This is a genomic window from Streptomyces sp. BA2 (assembly GCF_009769735.1).
GTDB lineage: Bacteria > Actinomycetota > Actinomycetes > Streptomycetales > Streptomycetaceae > Streptomyces.
Window position 1 is genome coordinate 4,742,548 of record NZ_WSRO01000002.1, and the last position, 15,576, is coordinate 4,758,123.

Genomic DNA, 15,576 nt, shown 5'->3' on the forward strand with positions numbered 1-15,576 from the left:
TACCCCGGAGGGCCGTCACCTCACCAGAGGTGGGTGAAGTTGACGGCGATGTTCTCGTTCGACTGGTCGATCGCCGTGAACGCCGAGCCGTTCACCTGGGCGGTGTTGTTCTGGTTCGAGGCGCCTGAGCCGACGGCCTGCTGCTGCGACGTGGACGAGTTGCCGCTGTTGTTGCCGCCGACGCCGCTGCCGTTGACAGTCGCTACGCCCGCATTCGATCCGTCGTTCGCGAAGGCGCCGTTGTCAGCCGTCGCGACACCCGAGAAGAGTGCGGCAGCCAGGGGCAGGGCTGCGGCTGCAGCGATGACGCGGGCGGTACGGATGCTTGCCATGTCAGTTCCTCCGTTACGGGGGTACGCACCGGCGACGTGCCGGGAGTACCTGAAGTGCCGCTTGTTTCAAGGCGGTTGGCCGACCGCCTCGTGGGTTCTGTACGACGTCGCGAGTCCAGAGTTGCCCACCGAATCCCCGGCGAACCACCCCGGAAGCCCCAATTCCCCCGCAAGCGTGAGTACAAGTCGATAAACATGCTTCGTTCCATCAAAGCCCCTGTTCAGCCCCCAATAACCCGCCCAAACCCAGGCGCCGCACGGGCTGAAGCGTTCCGGCTCTCAAGGAAGATCGGCGGGCGCATCCGTGTTTCGCCCGCGCGCCGTGCCCGCCCCCTCTTCCCTTCTTCGAACGCTTGTACGAAAATGAAGGCATGGCCACCATCGACCGCCATGCCACAGCACTCGCACTCGCCCACGCCCTGTCCGCCGCCGAGCGCGGCCTCGCGGTGATCCCGCTCTCCCGGACCAAGCTGCCTGCGCTCCGCTCCCCCCACCACGAGCAGCCCGAACCGGCCCCCTGTCACGGCGAATGCGGCCGCCCCGGACACGGCGTGTACGACGCGTCGACCGATCCGTGGCGCATCCGCGAGCTCTTCACCGCCGCCCCCTGGGCCACCGGCTACGGCATCGCGTGCGGGTTGGCCCCGCACCATCTGATCGGCATCGACCTGGACACCAAGTCCGGTACGGACGCTCCGGCAGCCCTGCGGGAACTGGCGCTGCGCCACCTCTTCACGATCCCGGCCACGGTCGTCGTGGCGACCCCGAGCGGTGGCCGCCACATCTGGCTCGCGGGCCCTCCCGACGCCGTCGTCCCCAACTCCGCGGGGCGTCTGGCCCCCGGCATCGACATCAGGGGCGCCGGCGGCTACCTCGTCGGCCCCGGCTCGCGCACCGAGCACGGCGTCTACAGCGCCGTGGCCGGCACCGCACATCTCCCTCCGGCGAACTGTCCGCCAGCGCTGCTGCGCCTGCTCACGCCCCCGCCCCGCGCCCACCACCCCACGCTCCCGCAGATGCCGGCCCCGGTCCAACGGGGCCAGGGCCTGGTCCAGTTCGTGCTCGCCGCGCATGAGGGGCAGCGCAACACCCGCCTGTTCTGGGCCGCCTGCCGCGCCTACGAGAACGGCATCGGCGAGCCCCTGGCCGACGAACTCGTCGCTGCCGCGCTCCGGGTCGGCCTCACGCAACACGAGGCCCGCTCGACGATCGCGTCGGCGGCACGGCTGACGGGACACGCGTGACGGGAGCTGAAGAGCGCGCGGTAGAGGAGCACGCGGTAAGGGGCGCCCGCAATGGCGGACGCCCCTTACCGCTGGCCGTCGCGGCTATCCGAGCATCGAACGGATGGCCGCACGGTCGATGTTCGTCAGGGCGCGGACCAGCTTCGGTGTGAGGAAGACAATGGCGAGGCCGACCAGGGACGCCCCCGCGATCTGCACCGGCGACTCCAGGTAGAACGCGTGGCGCTCGCCGCCGGAGGTGTAGTCGAACAGCCGGTAGCCGGGCCAGTCGACGTAACGGGGGAACACCCAGGAGTACGCCGGGAGGAGCGCGACCACCCAGCCGGTGACCAGGAACGTCACGCTGAAGACGAAGGACACGACGCGCGACGGGAACATCACGACCTGGAAGAGCAGGGCCCGCCAGCCCGCGCCGTCCGAGAGCCGTGCCCGCATCCCCGCCCACGCACCCGCGCCCCGCGGCGTCTCCACCGCAGCGGGCCCGGCGACATCGAGCCCCAGCTGCGCCCGAGCCCGCCCCCGCTCGGCGGCGCCGAGCCCCCGCGCTCCGCCCAACGCGGCCGCGAGGACCGGCAGTCCGAGCACGGTGACGAAGAGACCCATGCCGAGCGAGAACATCGTCACGGCGAAGGTGAAGCCCACTATGGCGATGGGCAGCGACGCCACCGTGTAGCCGATCTCCCGGTACGTGGAGGCGGCGAACGGCGCCCGCCAGAAGCCCGGCGACCCCGCGGAGCGCTCGGAGGAGGGAGCAGAGGGAGCGGCTGCGTACGGCTGCGGCAGTGCACTGGTGCTCATGAAGGGCCTCGAATCTTCGCGGTGGGGACGTGCCGGGGACATGCCGGGGACGTGCCGTGCTGACGTCCTCCACGTTCGCGAATCCGAGCGGCCCGGGACATACGGCGACCCGCCCTCTCGGGGGTGTTGCTGACACCACCCCCGAGCGAGGCCGAAGCGTCCGGGGTGCGGGAAGGGGGTGCCTCTCAGTGAGAGACACCCCCTTGACCAGCCAGACGGAGAAGCCGTCAGTGGTTGAACCCGTCGAAGACCCCGTTGAGGGCGGTCCCGTCGCGGTGCCCGCCGTCCACATGGCCGGCGGTGGTGATCCCGTACTGGCCGCCCATGTTGGTGAACGACTGCCCTGCGTAGCGGCCCTCGTCGAAGGTGCCGGTGGGACCGTCGGAAGCGACGGCGGTGCCGGCGGCCAGGAATCCGGCGACGGTGGCTACGGCGAGGGCGGATGCGATGCGCTTCAACACGAGTTTCTCCTTGGAGACGAATCCAGTGATCTTGTAGAACAACACCGCACTCGCCCCACACCTCCTCCGAGGCTCGCCGGGCAGCGTCCACGTGGAGTATTGGGTTCATCCATGGCGCGTGCCCAGTCCGGCGCAATGTCCCTCACATGCCCGAACGGCCGGACAACCACGGGAGGAGGGCGCAGCCACGGGGCCCTGAAACAGCGAGAGCCCCCGACCGGTTCCGCTGGTCAGAGGCTCTCAATCACTGCGGTGGGTGTGGGATTTGAACCCACGGTGACTCTCGCCACGACGGTTTTCAAGAACGTGCTGGGAGGGTGGATGGGCCGCGTCTGACCTGCACGTTTTCTAGGATGCCGACTGGATCGGCCGCCTCTGGTCCACACCGGGTCCACTGCCTCGGTTCCGCTCCTACGAACCACGCGCTGCGTTCGATCCGTGGGACGCCGCTGCCTCGGCTACCTTTGCAGAAGCTCGTGCAGAAGGGCCACCACTGCGGCGGCCACCCCAATGGCTGCTCCCATGGTCGGGTGCTCCAAGACCAAGTAGACCGTGAAGGCCCCGACGAGCAAGAGCAGAAGACTGCGGGTGCTGATGCGATCCATTTACCTCTCCAAGTAGATGTCTTGGATCCAGCGTCAGCAGTGGTCAGCCTAGATTGACGGCTTCTGACAGTCCCCTTGTGATCTCTTACGGTCCCTTACAGTTCATGACGCTAGGTGACATCATGGACAGGTCATATGGGGGAGACAGCCAGGGGGTCACCACATGCCACAGTGGCTTAGGCCGAAGCTGCCTGAAGGCCCTCTCCGGGCCCTCAATCGCGAACTCCACACACTGCACGGCAAGGCGGGTTACCCCTCAGCTAGAAAGCTCTATCTAGCCGTAGGGAAGGCAACCAGCCACACGAACATCCACCATGCCTTCGTGAAGCCCTCTCTGCCGTCGTGGGGCGTGGTGGAAGTGGTTGTGGAGCAGCTAGCTCACCAAGCCAGGCCTCGCCTTGTTGCAGATGTTGAGATCAACCGCTTCAAGGCTCTGTGGGACGAAGCGCATGCAGCAGTCTCTGCCGCCCAGACTCCAGGTGACAGCCCCACACGAGAGTCAGCGAGCGGAAACAGCTCGTCATCCAGTGCCACTCGCTCCAGCTTCCTAGCCAGTCCGTTCGTCAGTCGAAACGGCCTGATCCACCAGGCGATCATGGATCTCCACAATGCGGGGAAGCCCGTAGGCGTACCGCAGGTTGCCACACTGCTCGCACGGCGTGGACAACTCGAATTCTGCGGTGGTGAGGACTACCTGTTCGAGTGCGTAAAGGTAGCCATCAAGGGCGCCTACAAAGCAGGAATTAGCGTGCCCGACTTTGCCGCCCTCAGCGCGCGAAAGGTACGTGCTTCCTCAGACGCCCGCGAAGAACTACTGGCCTCAGTGTTCGATCCTCAATCGGACGCTGCCCGGGTGCGGAGGGCATTCGAACGGGTCTCCAAGCTGCATCCGGACTGGAAGCAGTCGGCGACAGGGGAAAGCCCGGCGTCCTGATCGGCCGCCCTCAAGAGTGGCGACCCTAGAGCCCGCCGTCCTCACCGTGCCGGTCGCGCTACGCTGCCGCCCATGGCTGAGGCATTCGTGTCCGGTGACGGCCACCGAGCGTGCGGCATCTGTCCGTCGCGACTCTTTCCGCTCGGTGAGTTCGACGTGGTCGAGCGTCCGTCTCGTGAGTGTCCCTTCAGTCCCGAGGACGGTCACAGGTACACCCTGCGTGGTGTGCCTGTCTGCGTTCACCCGGAGAAGGTGGGCCTACCGCCCGCGCCGTACAAGACGGACGGTGTGGCTCTACTCGGGGACGTCGCGCTACCCGATGACGTCGCGGACCTCGATGGGTACCTGCGTGAGCTGGTGCACGGCGCAGCCCCTGGCGCGCTGGAGCTGCTGATCGACCTGGCAGACCGCGAGATCCGGCGTGTCTTCCCAGAGGTCGACGCGACCTTGGCGCTACGCCGTGCCTTCAACTAGCGCTCCTAGCTCGCCATGGGGAAACCGGGAGCGAAGCGGCGGCCACCGTCAAGGATGCCGATGGGGCCGTACTTCGCGGTGACGACCGCCTTGCGCCTGGCGGTCTCCTCCTTGCCGAACCAGTAGCGCTCGTTCATCGGTCCCCACGCCGCCCGGTAGACCTGGTGGGTGTAGTCGCCGTGGTCCCACTCGCCGATGGCCTCGCGGTCAGTGGCGTGCACGAACCTGATGTTCGTACGGTCCTGGATGCGGCAGAGCACGGTGAACTGAGCGGCAAGCGCATGGATCATCTCGTCGACGGGCACCGCTACGGGAATCTCTGCTGCCTCCTCATTCTGGTCCGTCATCTCGTAGATGGCCGACTTGATCGCCATGGCGCGCATGGCCTCGGGGAACAGAGGCTCGGTGTCCTTCGCGACGTCGAACCCGTTCACCAGGGCGTACCCCATGAAGCACTGCCAGTCCTCGTCGTACTTCGAGCATGCCGTGCGCAACCGGTCGAACTCCCGGTCAGCCTCGACGATCGCGAGGATGTCGCGGGCTCGCCGCGCCACGATCTCCGGCGCGGGCCGTACTAGCGTTGTGGACACTGCTGCACTCTCCTTCGTTGGTTGGTGCATCGGTGGGCTCGTCCGGCTGCCAACCGCCGTCACGCCAAGGCAGTCGAACGGGGAGCTACCGCCGTACGTGGGCGGCAGTACAGCCCTCCCTGGCCGCCCGTGGGGGAGCCACTTCACGCGGCCAGGGAGGAGTTCATGGGGTGGTCGGGCTTGCGGCAGTCACACCGAGTACGAACCCGATCGATGCCGAGATGGCGATGATCAGGAGGGGCCCGGCGTAGCTCGTTACGCGGGCGGTTAACCGGCTCACGGCTGGCCGCCAGCACTGCGTGCATTGGCCTCTCGAACCTTGGCTCCGAGCACGTCACTGGGGGGCTCCTGTGCCTGACCGGCGCGATGCTGGGGGCACTGGCACGGTGGGTACTTCATCGACCCTGGAGGCAGCTCGCGCCCGTCACCGGTGTCGAGCTTCAGCACTCCGTCTGTGCCCTGCTTCTCGGTCATCTGGGCAAGCACTGCCCGCGCTTCGCTTCTCATGACTCAGCTCCTCGGCGGAGATCTCTGTGGCGAGCCGTTCGCCGATCTTTCGTGTGCTCTACGCAACCGCGCGACCACGCACGGCGGTACCGTTGCAGCACCCTCGGGACTTGAAAGCCTTGAAAGCACGCAAGAGCGTGGGGAGTTGAGAGTCATGGCGAAGCGCGAACCGAACGGGGCGCTCGGCCACCTGCTCACTGAGAGCCGTTGGACGTACCGCCAGTTCGCACGGGCCGTAAACCGCATAGGCACGGAAACCGGCACCCCCTTGCGCTACGACGAGTCAGCCGTGAGCCACTGGCTTGGCGGCACCGTCCCGCGTGACGCCGTGCGGGGCTGCATCCTCGAAGCCTTCTCCCGTCGGCTCGGCCGTCCGGTCACGCATGCTGAAGCGGGCCTGCCCGTTCCCCTCGATCACTCCCCTGTCTCCACGGATACCGTGGAAGGGCTGATCGATCTGGGGAGGCAAGATATGGACCCGTCCCGCCGCAGAGTCCTCGGTGCGGGCCTGTTCTCGGTCGCCTTGACGATCCCCGGGTGGCCCGACGTCATCGGACGCGCTGAGGCCGTGCAGTCCGGACGCGCGTCACGCATCGGCATGAACGAAGTAGACATGGTCATAGCGATGACTGAGCGCGTCTCAGAGCTGGACGACCAATTCGGCGGACGTCACGCACGTCCCATGGCGGCCTCGTTCATGGTCAACACAGTCGCCTCGTACCTGCGCGCCGATGCTCCCGCCGATGTCCGGCAAGCGATGCAGTCCGCTGCCTCGGACCTGCTCTACCTGACCGGCTACATGGCCGTGGATGAGGGGCTGCACGGGCTCGCCCAGCGCTATTACATCAAGGCCCTGGAGCTGGCTGGGGCGGCTGAGGATCACCTGACGTACTGCACGACCTTGCGTGGCATGAGCGTTCAAGCGGTCGACCTGCACCATGGGTCCAAAGCCATGGAACTCGCGGATGCTGCTGCCGCAGCGTCCCCGAAAGCCGGTCCTCGGATGCGGGCCTTCCTGGCCGGTCAGCAGGCGCACACGGCTGCGCAGACAGGCGACCGCGCGAACGCCTTGCGGTATATCCGGGAGGCAGAGGCGGCCATGGACCGTGCCGAGTCTCGCGGTAAGGCGTTCGGCTCGTACGATCCGTCGTCGCTCAACTACCACATCAGCCAAGTGCGTTACGAGCTCGGCGATGTGCCTGGGGCAGTCGAAGCCATGCAGCAGTCAGACAAGGTCCGCTTCAGCGTCTACCGGCGCGCACGGGTTCGGCACCGTGCCACGCTGGCAGAACGGCAACTGGAGATAGGCCACTTGGAAGCGGCCTGCTCCACCTGGCACCAGGCGCTCGACGACTACCCCATGGTCCAATCCGGACGGGCCGACGACCGCGTGAAGACGATGTTCAGCCTCATCCGGCCGCACCTGAAGAACGCTGCGGCCCGCGACCTCTACGACCGCGCGCGAACGATCGCACCCCCGTCATTGGTCAGTTGATCTGCGGCGCCTCAGCCCAATGAGCGGCGCACTGACCCACGCGGCCGGCCGGAGCGGCTTTGGCCGGTGTCCTGTTTGGGTTGGGGTCGGGCATGGTCAGGGGGCCGTACGCTTCCCGGCAACTCGGGCAGGCTTTGCACCTGCCCGGAATTTGAACGAGTGGCCCCCTGGCCTTGCCCGACGCGGGCCCCGGCCCGAAGAGGTGGCTAAAGCCGTGGAGGCCGTCCGCCCCAGCCACGGGGCCTCGGCGAGCACGGCATGTGGTCACCGCGGATTCCTGCTGCCCTGGCGAGTTGGGCGCGCTGGGCTTGGTCGTGGCTGCCTCGGTGGTGCTCTCGCTGCGCCTGGCCGTGCCATTCGGCTGCTACCTGGTCGGGGTTCTGCCTGGGTCCTGCTGCCCGCCTCTTCGGGCTTGCGGCGCGAGTGGCGGGGGCGTCGCGCAGCGGGGCGGCAGACAGGAGTGAAGCGGCGGCACGGCCGCCGCGCCGCGCGGCCCGCGTCAGCGGGCCGCCTTGAATCAGTAGAGAAAGTCTGAACACGTGCGCCTGCCGAGCGCTTTCGGCTTCGCGCTTGCGTGCTGCTTCGGCGCGGCCTGCCTCGTTCTGTGCGAGCGCTGCCCGTGCTCGGACTTTGGCGGCAGAAATTCCCGATTGATTAGCAATTGCCCAAGTTCAACTTGGTCTGTGCTCCGGGTCGCCCAGATCTATCCACAGGCTGATCGGGCCAGGATGCTCCTGGGCGTCAAGGGGCGTCTGGTCGCGAAAAGTTATCCACAGCCGGTTCTTGTGATTCATTGCGCCCGTCGATCACACGGGTGATCGCACTGCTGGCCGTAAGGGGGCGTTACCGGGATGTTCTGGGCAATTTCAGGTCCGGTGTCACAAACAGAGTTCTGGCGATCCCCTTCCCGTAGGAAGGAGTTGATCTGAAGGCGAAGTGGTGCGCGTCACGCCTGGCGGGGGTCACACATTCAGCAGAAACGACACCTCTACGGGGGTGTCAGAAGGTGCCCGTTTCCAGGAAGAGAGTTCCCACTATGCGTACTTGGTTCGACTTGTCCGCAGGGCTGTGACTGTGATGTGGGGGGCGACTGGAAATTGGGACGGCGCAGGTGTCACACCGGGGCCGGAAATTCGACCTGTACCAGATGAGACCCGAGAGAAGGAGGTTCAGGCATGAGGCGGTCGGGCGTGAGCTGGCGGCAACATAGCCGACGATCACCGGTTACCCAAACCGGCGTTTCTCCGGAACCTAGAGGTGTCCCTGCGGGTGCATGGCCTGCGGCGTACCGAAGGAGGCGACGCGTGATGCGCAAGGCGGGATACAGAGACGGATCAGATCGCCGCAGCGCGGGAAATCGCCGGACTGTTGCCCGTGGGGCGGGATCGGCCCGCGCTGGTGTCCGACACGTACGCCAGATTGGTAGTCACGGCCGCGACGGTCGCTTACCACGGCATTTACCACAGGCGTTGTGACTCAACTGTGGCCGCTGCGGGCGGCTTTGGTAAGCGGGGCGGTAAGGGCTGTGTGGAGTACTGACGGCATGAGCAACGGCACGAGGACGGGGAGGGACGCGCTGAGCGAGGAAATCCGCGGGCTGCTGGAACACATCACGGAAAGGGTCGCGGACCTACGTGGGCAGATATGGGAACTGCATGAGGGGATTGAAGAGCTCAACGCCCGTCTTGGCACTCTAGCTCCTCGACTTTCCCCCGAAGTTGGGACACCTGATGCCTGAGATCACCCATCTCGGAAGTCAGCGCATCAAGCTGGCCCACCACGCCGCGCAGGACCTCCGTAAGGCTCGCGCCCTGCGGCGCCTCCTGCTCGGCCTCGGCTGCCCCCTTGGGTGACGGAGTGTCCTGGCTCGCGGTCCACCAGGCGGGCGGCGCGTGGTTGACGCTGCCCCCGTCCGCCGCGCCCTCGCGGTCCATGACGTAGCTGCCCCGCCCCTGGACCGTGTAGACGAGTCCCTCTTCGCGTAGGACGCGCAGCGCGCTGCGGGCAGTCATGTTCGCGATCTCGAACCGCTCTTGCAGCTCGCGGTGGGATGGCATCTGCTCGCCGGGCTTGAGGTGGCCGGACTGGATCTCCTGCCGCAGGACGTCGGCAACCCGCTGGTATGGCGGGCGGGCGTCGGTAGTCGGCTTCGTCATGGCCTCAGAGTAGCCCGGCCTAGCCCACCTAACCCAGGCCTTCCCCTGAATGCACCTAGCCACGTCGGCTATCCCACTTGACATGGCTAGCCTGGCTAGGTCTACTTGATCTCGGCGGCCGAACAAGCGGTCACCGAACCAATGAAGGAGCCATCTCATGGCAATGACCCGTATCCCCGTGCGGATTCTGGACACGACGATCGGCATCGTCGGCACGCTGCCCGAGCAGCGCTACGTGGATATGGAGAAGACGCAGGAGTCCAAGGACCGTGACACCGGTGAACGGCTCTTCCACGTCACGGTGATGCTGATGGAGGACGGCCGCGCGGAGATGATGCGCATCACCGTTCCCGAGTCGGGACTGCCCAACGGCCTCCAGATCGGGTCGGTGGTCCGCCCGGTGGACCTGTTCGCCACCCCGTGGGCGCGCATCAACAACGGCAACCTGTCCGACGGTGTCGCTTACCGGGCCAAGTCCCTGGATCTGGCCACGCCGCCCGCTCCGGCCGCGCAGCCCGCCGCTTCAACCGAGTCCAAGAAGGCCGCGTGATGACGACCGACTGCACGTCGTATCCCGCTGCCCTGCTGGGCGGCCTTGGTGAAAGGGAGGCGGGTGAGTGAGCCTGGCCGAAATCTCGCAGCTCGCCCCGATTCTCGTCGGGGCGGGCCTGGCCCTCATCTTCGTCTGGCTCGTGTGGTGGATCGTCCGCTACATACGGGCGGATGCAATGCTGCGGGCGAGCATCCTGCAAGCGGGCCGGGTGCGGCGCGGCTGGAAGCGACTTGCCCCGATGGCGGGTCTGTCCGTGACCGACCGGACCCCCACGATGCTCGCCTCGCTCACCACGAAGGAAGGCCAGAAGCCCGAACCTCGGATTCTGACCCCCGTCATCAAGGTCACGCCCGACCGGTTCGGCGTGGTGGTGCGGGCCAAGTGCCTGCCCAAGGTGTCCCGTGAGGAATTCCAGAAGGCGGCCCGGTTCCTGGCGGACGCCTGGGGGTGCGTGCGGGTCTCGGTCACCCCGGACCTCAAGCCCGGCTACGTGATCATCCGTGGCGTGCGGGAGGACCCGTTGGCCATCACGACCACCCACGTGCCCACGGGTGCGCCCCCGAAGGACGTGACGTGCTGGAACCTGGGCACCGACGAGTACGGCGTCCCGGCCTCCGCGACGATCAAGGAGGTGCCCGGTGTCACGGTGGCCGGTCTGCCCGGCTACGGGAAGACCTCACTCATCAACCGCCTGATCTGTGACTTCGCGCCCTCGCCCCTGGTTCAGTTCGCGGTCATCGACGGCAAGGCGTCCAAGGCAGAGCAGGGCGACTACGCCAGCATCGCGCACCGTCTGTTCCGCTACGTCGGCGATGACGTGGAAGAGGCCAACGCGTTCTTGACCGAACTCGTTGAACTGCGGGAGCGCCGCGCCCAGTTGACCAAGAGCGTCTTCGGCACCACGGACATGTGGCACAAGGGGCCGCGTGAGGACTGGCCGATCGTCTTTTTGATCATCGACGAAGCGCACACCTTCTTCCGCGACCACAAGGGTCGGGACGAGAAGTCCAAGAGGCTCGCGGCCCTGGCGGCGGAGAACGCGCGCCTGGTGGAAGACCTCGTCAAGAAGGGCCGCTCGTCGGGCATCGTGACCCTGCCGCTCACGCAGAAGGCCACCGGGGATGCGATCCCCACCTTCATCCGGGATGTGTGCCCCTACGGGCTGTCCTTCGCGCAGAAGACCACGGACGCCTCCGTGGCCGCGCTGGGCGACAACATCCGCGAGTGGCCCGACATGGACCCGGTGGAGCTTCAGGGCCCCGACTACGTCGGCGTCCTGGTCATGAAGGCGCACGACCGCAAGGGCTTTATCCGCATCCGCACCCCCTACGTCTCCGATGCGGACACGGCTCGGATCGCGGAGGCGACCGCGCACCTGATGCGCTGCCCCATCCTGCTCCTGGACGACCTCGCGGGCGGACGCCTGGTCCTGCGCAAGGTCCTGCCCCCGGACGACGACGGCGGCCCGCTCGTCGCCGCGTGAACTCCCCTGACCCTCAGACCTGCTGAAAGGAGGTGACTCGCATGGCTGGAGAACGGGTGACGCAGCGGACCGTAACCATCGTCATGGCCACCATCGCCGCTCTGGCGTTCGTGTTCAGCTTCGGCAACGTCTGGTCCCTGGCGCTGCGCCTGGGCGTGCCCCGCCCGATCGCCCCACTGATCGCCCCCATGGTCGATCTGTCGGTCGTCGGCCTCCTCGTCGGGCTGCGCTACCTCTCCTTGCGAGGCGTGCCCGGCAGGGAACTGCGCGGCGCGACCCGGCTCATGCACCTGTCCGGGCTGCTCACCCTCGCCCTCAACGTGGCCGAACCCATCGCCGCCGGACACTACGGCCGCGCCGCCCTCGACGCGGTCGCCCCGCTGCTCCTGCTCGGCTGGGGAGCAGTCGGCCCCCAGATGCTCCGCCACTTCCACACCATCGCCACACCCATCCCCGACCCGGCCCCGGCTCCCGTACCGGCTCCGGCTCCTGTCCCGGACCCGGACCCGGTGCCCGCCCCAGCTCCTGACCCGGCCCCGGCTACCGTCGCGGCTCCGGCTCCCGCTCCTGCTCCTGCTCCTGCTCCTGAGTCGGACCCGGCGCCCGCCCCGGCGGCCCCGGCCGATCCGGTCACCCAGGCGCCCGCCCCGCTGCTGGACCTGGCGAGCACCATCGCCGCTCAGCTCAAAGCCTGAGCCGCCCGCCGGCCACCTGGCTCGGCGAATTTTCCCCCTCACCGCTGGCCGTGTCCGGCCACGGTTCTCCCTGCCCCGAGCCGCACCCACTCCTGCCCCGGTGCGGTTCGGGCCCCATCCCCGTACCTCTGAGAACGAAGGGACGTCGCCCATGCCCCAGCCTCTGGACCTCCGCCACGTGGCGAGCCTGGCTGTACGGGACCTCATCGAACTCGCCAACGGCGACAACTTCGACCGCGTCCACAACCAGGTCAAAGCAGTCCGCGGTTGTACCCACCCCATCCGACTTGCCGGGTACACCCAGACTGTCCATGCCCTCACCGGGCGTGTGCTCCACAGCTTCAACACGGCCGACGACCCCACGGGCCGCATCCTGGTGGCCTGCGGAAACCGTCGTGCCTCGCGCTGCCCCTCCTGCTCACGCATCTACGCGGGGGACACCTACCAACTGATCAAGGCTGGTGTGGTGGGCGGCAAGAGCGTCCCCACCGAAGTCCGCACACATCCAAGGGTGTTCGCGACCCTCACCGCCCCCAGCTTTGGCGCAGTGCACGGCCTCACCTGGCGCGACCGCCCCGGCTGCCGTTGCGGCAGCCAGCATGCTGACAACGACCCTGCCATTGGCACGCCGGTGGACCCCGTCCGCTACGACTACACCGGTGCGGTCCTCTTCAATGCGCACGCGGGCGAGCTGTGGGGGCGGTTCACCACCTACCTTCGCCGCTACGTCGCCCACCTGCTGAACATGACGCAGAAGGCGGCGGCCGAAGTCGTACGGGTGTCCTTCGCCAAGGTCGCCGAGTATCAGAAGCGCGGCGTCGTCCACTTTCATGCCATCGTCCGCTTCGACGGCCCCGAAGGTAGCTCTACGCCCCCGCCCGCCGAAGCCACGGCGGGCGTGCTCGCCAAGGCGGTTAAACTCGCGGCCCGGCATGTGACCCTCGCCGTGGACTCCGACCGCATCGGCACACGCACGCTTCGGTGGGGGCGGCAGGTCGACGTACGGCAGATCACTGCCGATGACGGCAAGGGACGGGTGACGGCCGAAGCGGTCGCCGGATACATCGCCAAGTACGCCACCAAAGGCGCTGAAGACTCCGGCACCATCGACCGCCCCCTCTACTGCCGGGACTGCCATGGGCGCGGGATGACCACCTCTGTGGCTGGCGTCCCTGAACCCTGCGATACCTGCACCGGAACCGGTCGCGAATCCCTCGCACACCTTCCCGTGGCCGGACACGTTCGGCAGATGATCCGAACCTGTTGGGACCTCGGAGCACTGCCCGAATTCAAAGAGCTCAAGCTCTGGAAGTGGGCCCATATGCTCGGCTTTCGCGGCCACTTCTCCACGAAATCCCGGCGCTACTCCACCACCCTCGGCGCACTGCGAGAAGAGCGCCGAGCCTGGCAGGCGGAACAACGCCGTGCAGTCCTCGACGTGGAAGATGCCGAGACCGAAGCAACCGACGACACCACCCTCGTGTTCTCCGACTGGACCTTTCTGGGCACCGGCTACAGCCCCGGAGAAGAGCTCCTTGCCGCTCAAGTCCGTAATGACCTCAGCGAAGCCCGCGCCGAGAAGGAACGCGCCAAGACCGAAGGAGCTCACTGGCTGTGACCTCCCACCGTGACCAGAAGCTCACCCTGGCGGAAGCGCTCGACGAGATCGGGCTTTCACGGGCGGCGTTCTATCGAATGCGAGCGCGTGGCTATGCCCCGAAGTGCTTGAAACTCCCCAACGGCCATATCCGCATACGCCGTTCGGACCTCGACGCCTGGTTCGCCACCTGTGAGGTCTCCACATGCTGACGTACGACGTTCAGGTCTGGAGCATCCGGAAGCGCGCCAATCGCGCTGCGGCCTACCAACTCCGCTGGCGTGTCGGGCTCCGTCCCTTCTCCAAGAGCTACAAGATCAAGGCCCAAGCTGACGGCCGCCGTTCAGAGCTGCTGTCCGCCCTGCGCAACCGCGAGCAGTTCGATTCGGAAACTGGTCTGCCTTCCTCTGAGATCCAGGCTCCCAAGCCACCCACCTGGTACGCGCACACCCTCGCGTACACGGACATGAAGTGGCCCGGTGTCTCGGCCAAGCACCGTGCGGGCATCGCTGATGCGTTGGCCACGGTTACGCCTCGGCTGATCAAGGACAACCGTGGGGCCCCGTCGACGAAGGTGCTCCGGGCCGCGCTCTACTCCTGGGCCTTCCGCTTCGTCCTGGACGACGAAGGAAAGTGGAACCGCCGTGCGGATGTGGTGACACCCCCCGAGGACATCGCGGCGGCGCTCGACTGGATCGCCCGCAAGTCCGTGGACATCACCGACCTCAACACCCCCTCCGTGGTGCGCTCCGCCCTCGACGCGCTCTCACAGAGGATGGACGGTACGGCCGCCGCCGACAACACGGTGAACCGCAAACGGACCGTATTCAGCAACTGCCTGCGCTACGCCGTGGAGCGGGAGTTGCTGACAACGCTCCCCCTCGACAAGGTGGACTGGACGCCCCCGGAAACCGATGGCGAGATCGATTTCCGGTTCGTGCCCGGCCCAAAGCTGGCACGGAGGCTGATCGAAGGTGTGGGATCTCAGGGGGAGCGCGGCCGACACCTGAGGGCATTCTTCGGCTGCCTGTACTACGCGGCCAATCGCCCCGGTGAGGCGTCCAATCTCTGTGAGTCGGACTTCACCCTGCCCGAAGAGGGCTGGGGAGAAGTCCTCCTGTCGATCAGCACGCCCCGCGTCGGCTCTGGGTGGACGGACACGGGCGAGTCGTTCGACTCACGCGGCCTGAAGAAGCGCGCCCGCAAGGCGACTCGGCCCGTCCCCATTCCGCCCGTACTGGTCCGTATGATCCGCGAGCACGTCAAGGAGTTCGGTACCGCCGATGACGGCCGCCTGTTCCGTGCGGTCCAGGGCGGGCATCTCCTGTCCAAGGAGTACGGGGAGCTCTGGAAGGCGGCACGGCTCGCGGTGCTGTCGGACTCCGAAGCGGCCTCGCCCTTGGCGGAGGTGCCCTACTCGCTGCGGCATGCGGGCGTCTCGCTCTGGCTTGAGTCGGGGGTCTCCCCGGCAGAGGTCGCCCGCCGCGCTGGCCACAGCATCGCGGTCCTCTTTCGCTTCTACGCGAAGGCCATTCACCGCAGTCAAGAGCGCTCGAACCAGAAAATCGAGCGGGCACTGGAGGAAGCCGAGGAGGAGACGGAAGAGCGGTAGTCGAACGAGTTCGAAAGGGGCGTCCTAAATCGGGGCGCCC

Annotated in this window: 15 protein-coding genes; 10 read left to right on the forward strand and 5 right to left on the reverse strand. The window is 67.0% G+C overall.

The genetic code is table 11. From position 1 onward, the window contains the following. Positions 1-20 precede the first annotated feature (20 nt). The gene (locus tag E5671_RS24075; protein WP_160506015.1) at positions 21-332 is read right to left on the reverse strand and encodes a hypothetical protein; all 312 of its coding nucleotides are present in this window, start codon (positions 330-332) and stop codon (positions 21-23) included. A 371-nt stretch (positions 333-703) separates the two neighbouring features. Between E5671_RS24075 and E5671_RS24080 the strand changes: the two genes are divergently transcribed. Further along, complete coding sequence (locus tag E5671_RS24080; RefSeq protein WP_160506016.1) at positions 704-1,576, forward strand: bifunctional DNA primase/polymerase; 873 nt, start codon at positions 704-706, stop codon at positions 1,574-1,576. Between the two features lie 84 nt (positions 1,577-1,660). Here the strand turns inward: E5671_RS24080 and E5671_RS24085 are convergent, their stop codons facing one another. Both E5671_RS24085 and E5671_RS45470 read right to left on the reverse strand, forming a co-directional pair. Beyond that, complete coding sequence (locus E5671_RS24085; RefSeq protein ID WP_160506017.1) at positions 1,661-2,374, reverse strand: sensor domain-containing protein; 714 nt, start codon at positions 2,372-2,374, stop codon at positions 1,661-1,663. Between the two features lie 227 nt (positions 2,375-2,601). Beyond that, positions 2,602-2,835 carry a hypothetical protein gene (locus E5671_RS45470; protein ID WP_202121239.1) on the reverse strand — a complete coding sequence of 78 codons (234 nt, stop codon included), beginning with the start codon at positions 2,833-2,835 and terminating at the stop codon, positions 2,602-2,604. Positions 2,836-3,762: 927 nt separating this feature from the next. On the opposite strand from E5671_RS45470, the gene E5671_RS47075 reads away from it, so the two are divergent. Further along, entirely contained in the window at positions 3,763-4,374 is a 612-nt protein-coding gene (locus tag E5671_RS47075) for a DnaB-like helicase N-terminal domain-containing protein (protein ID WP_336605830.1), read from the forward strand. A 72-nt stretch (positions 4,375-4,446) separates the two neighbouring features. Next, on the forward strand, positions 4,447-4,848 hold the full coding sequence (locus E5671_RS24095) for a hypothetical protein (RefSeq protein WP_160506019.1): 402 nt from the start codon (positions 4,447-4,449) through the stop codon (positions 4,846-4,848). A gap of 5 nt (positions 4,849-4,853) precedes the next feature. Here E5671_RS24095 and E5671_RS24100 read toward each other — a convergent pair whose 3' ends face one another. Then, positions 4,854-5,438 (reverse strand): hypothetical protein, encoded by a 585-nt coding sequence (locus E5671_RS24100; protein WP_237330228.1) that lies wholly within the window; start codon positions 5,436-5,438, stop codon positions 4,854-4,856. Positions 5,439-6,099: 661 nt separating this feature from the next. Here E5671_RS24100 and E5671_RS24105 point away from each other — a divergent pair. Next, a complete protein-coding gene (locus E5671_RS24105; RefSeq protein WP_202121240.1) occupies positions 6,100-7,440 on the forward strand; it encodes a tetratricopeptide repeat protein in 1,341 nt (446 codons plus the stop codon). Between the two features lie 1,673 nt (positions 7,441-9,113). Here the strand turns inward: E5671_RS24105 and E5671_RS24110 are convergent. After that, the gene (locus tag E5671_RS24110; RefSeq protein ID WP_160506021.1) at positions 9,114-9,596 is read right to left on the reverse strand and encodes a GntR family transcriptional regulator; all 483 of its coding nucleotides are present in this window, start codon (positions 9,594-9,596) and stop codon (positions 9,114-9,116) included. Between the two features lie 157 nt (positions 9,597-9,753). Between E5671_RS24110 and E5671_RS24115 the strand changes: the two genes are divergently transcribed. The 6 genes from E5671_RS24115 (at position 9,754) to E5671_RS24140 (ending at position 15,536) form a co-directional block, all read left to right on the forward strand. Beyond that, positions 9,754-10,146, forward strand: a complete 393-nt coding sequence (locus E5671_RS24115; RefSeq protein ID WP_160506022.1) for an SCO3933 family regulatory protein — start codon at positions 9,754-9,756, stop codon at positions 10,144-10,146. A gap of 67 nt (positions 10,147-10,213) precedes the next feature. Beyond that, complete coding sequence (locus E5671_RS24120; protein WP_336605831.1) at positions 10,214-11,632, forward strand: FtsK/SpoIIIE domain-containing protein; 1,419 nt, start codon at positions 10,214-10,216, stop codon at positions 11,630-11,632. A gap of 41 nt (positions 11,633-11,673) precedes the next feature. After that, on the forward strand, positions 11,674-12,327 hold the full coding sequence (locus E5671_RS24125) for a DUF2637 domain-containing protein (RefSeq protein ID WP_160506023.1): 654 nt from the start codon (positions 11,674-11,676) through the stop codon (positions 12,325-12,327). Positions 12,328-12,478: 151 nt separating this feature from the next. Beyond that, positions 12,479-13,945, forward strand: coding sequence for a replication initiator (locus E5671_RS24130; RefSeq protein WP_160506024.1), 1,467 nt, complete (start codon positions 12,479-12,481; stop codon positions 13,943-13,945). Further along, positions 13,942-14,136 carry a helix-turn-helix domain-containing protein gene (locus E5671_RS24135; protein WP_160506025.1) on the forward strand — a complete coding sequence of 65 codons (195 nt, stop codon included), beginning with the start codon at positions 13,942-13,944 and terminating at the stop codon, positions 14,134-14,136. Before E5671_RS24130 ends, E5671_RS24135 begins: the two co-directional genes overlap by 4 nt. Further along, entirely contained in the window at positions 14,130-15,536 is a 1,407-nt protein-coding gene (locus E5671_RS24140) for a tyrosine-type recombinase/integrase (protein WP_160506026.1), read from the forward strand. Before E5671_RS24135 ends, E5671_RS24140 begins: the two co-directional genes overlap by 7 nt. Positions 15,537-15,576: the final 40 nt, after the last annotated feature.

What these genes read in the sequence shown, in the direction of transcription:
- E5671_RS24075 (WP_160506015.1), bottom strand. Translation starts at nt 332, where the DNA reads ATGGCAAGCATCCGTACCGCCCGCGTCATCGCTGCAGCCGCAGCCCTG.
- E5671_RS24140 (WP_160506026.1), top strand. Translation starts at nt 14,130, where the DNA reads ATGCTGACGTACGACGTTCAGGTCTGGAGCATCCGGAAGCGCGCCAAT.
- E5671_RS24125 (WP_160506023.1), top strand. Translation starts at nt 11,674, where the DNA reads ATGGCTGGAGAACGGGTGACGCAGCGGACCGTAACCATCGTCATGGCC.
- E5671_RS24130 (WP_160506024.1), top strand. Translation starts at nt 12,479, where the DNA reads ATGCCCCAGCCTCTGGACCTCCGCCACGTGGCGAGCCTGGCTGTACGG.
- E5671_RS24085 (WP_160506017.1), bottom strand. Translation starts at nt 2,374, where the DNA reads ATGAGCACCAGTGCACTGCCGCAGCCGTACGCAGCCGCTCCCTCTGCT.
- E5671_RS24115 (WP_160506022.1), top strand. Translation starts at nt 9,754, where the DNA reads ATGGCAATGACCCGTATCCCCGTGCGGATTCTGGACACGACGATCGGC.
- E5671_RS24080 (WP_160506016.1), top strand. Translation starts at nt 704, where the DNA reads ATGGCCACCATCGACCGCCATGCCACAGCACTCGCACTCGCCCACGCC.
- E5671_RS24095 (WP_160506019.1), top strand. Translation starts at nt 4,447, where the DNA reads ATGGCTGAGGCATTCGTGTCCGGTGACGGCCACCGAGCGTGCGGCATC.
- E5671_RS24105 (WP_202121240.1), top strand. Translation starts at nt 6,100, where the DNA reads ATGGCGAAGCGCGAACCGAACGGGGCGCTCGGCCACCTGCTCACTGAG.
- E5671_RS24110 (WP_160506021.1), bottom strand. Translation starts at nt 9,596, where the DNA reads ATGACGAAGCCGACTACCGACGCCCGCCCGCCATACCAGCGGGTTGCC.